This window comes from bacterium (assembly GCA_037131655.1).
Taxonomy (GTDB): domain Bacteria; phylum Armatimonadota; class Fimbriimonadia; order Fimbriimonadales; family JBAXQP01; genus JBAXQP01.
The window spans coordinates 1-1,748 of record JBAXQP010000451.1; the positions used below are offsets into that span (position 1 = coordinate 1).

General features: G+C 45.5%; 1 protein-coding gene. It reads left to right on the plus strand.

Features of this window, described 5'->3' with window-relative positions:
• The first annotated feature begins 186 nt into the window (after positions 1 to 186).
• On the plus strand, positions 187 to 1,599 hold the full coding sequence (gene tilS / locus WCO51_13520; protein ID MEI6514272.1) for a tRNA lysidine(34) synthetase TilS: 1,413 nt from the start codon (positions 187 to 189) through the stop codon (positions 1,597 to 1,599).
• Positions 1,600 to 1,748 lie beyond the last annotated feature (149 nt).

A 1,748-nucleotide genomic window follows, 5' to 3' on the forward strand; every position in this document is an offset into this window, starting at 1 on the left:
AGAAACCGCGTATGCGGTCTAGGTAACCACTGTCCGAAAAATCAGGGCAAGATCAAAAACCTGTAATGGCATTAGACGAGATAGCAGCACCTCTACGCAAACAACTCCGCTTCCCTGAGTAGAGTAAGAGAAGAGTTCCGGAACCATAAGTACTTACTACGTACTTCGAACTAGTATAATGGAGCCATGGCGAAGCGGGAAAAGGTTGGGTTGGTTGAAAAACTTCAGCAGACATGCGAACGATATCAGCTATTGCCGCATGGATCGTATGTGGTTGTCGGATTTTCGGGAGGGGCTGATTCGACGTCGCTTCTTCATGCGTTAGTTCAGCATCGAGATAGTATGAAATTGAAAGTTATTGCCGCTCACCTTCATCATGGGATGCGTGGGGCCGAGGCTGATGCGGATGCAGAGCATTGCGTTCGCTTCGCCGAAAGCTTGGGCATCCAGTGTGTCGTTGGCTCAGCCAATGTGCCTAAGATTGCTGCGGACAAACATATTTCAGTTGAAGAAGCGGGACGGGAAGAACGATATGCCCTGCTAGAAACAGTCAGGGTTGAAACGAAAGCTACTCACATTGCAACTGCTCATACGCTTAATGACACTGTCGAAACGGTGCTTCTAAATATAATCCGCGGAACTAGTATTCATGGTCTCAGCGGCATTCCCTACCGACGGGGACATATTGTCAGACCACTGCTTGATGTATCTCGTGATGAGACAGTTGATTATTGTGCCAAAAACAAGTTGGAAACCCGCTTGGATATCACCAATCTTGACCTATCTCGATCGCGCAGTTGGATTCGCTTAGATATGATCCCCGCCATAAAGGAACACCTGAATCCAAACCTCTTGGAATCAATCTCACGCCTAAGCCACATTGCCCGTGAAGAGGAAAAGCTTTTAGAAACATTAGCCGAGCAAGAGCTAAGACGTTTACTCAACGAAGACAGTCCAAACACATTCCATATCCAAAAGCTAAGCGCACTTCCCTTACCTCTGCGACGAAGGGTGATCAGAAAAGCCATTGAAAAGCTTGCCGGTGACATAAAGGATTTGGAATTCCAGCATTTAGACGCCGCCGCCAGAGCAGTTGAGGTTGATAAACCATTTGGGCAAACCGTTCCTGGAACGGGAGTATCTCTTCAAACCAAACCCTGCGGTGAGAATGGACAAACACTGATAATTAAATTAGCTGACAAACCTCCAGCACAATCAACTGAAGAACTCGCTCTGATAGTTGGTAAATCAGTATTACTAAATGGAGCAACGTTATCAATAAGCGTAGAGGTACACGACCCTAACGACCATAAGCGTGAAAGGCATAGTTCTGAAGTGGTGATAGACGCTGAATGTGTTCATGGAGAATTGAGAGTTCGATATTGGCGACAGGGGGATCGTATTCAACCATTGGGAATGAAGGGATCGCGAAAGCTCTCCGATATTTTCATTGATGCCAAAATTAATCCCATGGAGCGCCTGCTTTTGCCGATAATTATGGATGATGAGGGTGTGGTCTGGGCGCCGCGCTTAGCAGTGGCTGATCGAGTAAAAATATCAGCAAATACTCGCCATGCTCTGCTTTTATCGTCAAGATGAATCTAGCGAGCTAAGTACGGATGCTTCAACGCTATTCAAACATCCAATGGTATAATTAACTAATCTGTACCAGTTAATAACCTATAACTGGGTGTATTATTAAGTCATTCATATTGCAACAATAGTTTCTAGAGTAACGCAAAAGTGAT

What these genes read in the sequence shown, in the direction of transcription:
- tilS (MEI6514272.1), top strand. Translation starts at nt 187, where the DNA reads ATGGCGAAGCGGGAAAAGGTTGGGTTGGTTGAAAAACTTCAGCAGACA.